Here is an 893-nt window from a genome sequence, read left to right as displayed (position 1 = left end):
CGAAGCTGGTGGCGGCGCGTGGCCGTTTGATGCAGGAGCTTCCGGCCGGTGGCGCGATGATCGCGGTGCAGGCGTCGGAGGACGAGGTCACGCCGCTGCTCACCGAGCGGGTCAGCATTGCCGCGCTGAACGGGCCCACTTCGGTCGTTATCGCGGGTGATGAGGATGCGGCTGTCGCGATTGCGGCGGGCTTCGAGGCGCAGGGTCGGAAGACCAAGCGGCTCACGGTCAGCCACGCGTTCCACTCGCCGCGCATGGACGGGATGCTGGACGCGTTCCGTGAGGTTGCGGAGGGCCTGTCGTACGAGGCGCCGCGCATCCCGATCGTGTCGAATCTGACCGGTGGCGTGGTGGCCGCCGAGGAGATCACGACGGCCGACTTCTGGGTGCGCCACGTCCGTGAGGCCGTCCGCTTCCTCGATGGTGTGCGGGCGTTGGAAGCCCAGGGCGTCACCACCTTCGTCGAGCTGGGCCCCGACGGTGTCCTGACCGCGATGGCGCAGGAGTGCGTCACGGGTGGCAACGCCGCGTTCGTCGCCGCGCTGCGCAAGGACCGTCCCGAGGCCGAGGCGCTGACCACGGCCATCGCCCGGGCCCACGTCCGCGGGGTGACGCCGGACTGGGCCGCGTACTTCGCCGGGACCGGCGCCCACCGCGTCGACCTGCCGACCTACGCCTTCCAGCACCGCCGCTACTGGCCCGAGGAGCCGGTGGCGAGCCGGGCAGCCGCCGGTGTCGACGGCTGGCGCTACCAGGTGGCGTGGAAGCCGCTGTCGCTGGGCTCCGCGGCCCGGCTGTCCGGGGTGTGGCTTGTCGCCGCCCCCGCCGAGGACACGGCCGCCGAGGCGTGGACGGACGGTGTCGTCCGTACGCTGACCGAGCGGGGCGCCGAG

Annotated in this window: 1 protein-coding gene; it reads left to right on the top strand. The window is 72.7% G+C overall.

The window, feature by feature from the left end:
* Window positions 1-893, top strand: an 893-nt coding sequence (locus tag KN815_RS41450) for an acyltransferase domain-containing protein (protein WP_253209576.1), incomplete at both ends; no start/stop codon positions are given.

This window comes from Streptomyces niphimycinicus, from assembly GCF_018883605.1.
Taxonomy (GTDB): domain Bacteria; phylum Actinomycetota; class Actinomycetes; order Streptomycetales; family Streptomycetaceae; genus Streptomyces; species Streptomyces niphimycinicus.
Note: the sequence above shows the minus strand (reverse complement) of the source record. Positions and strands in the feature narration are given on the sequence as shown.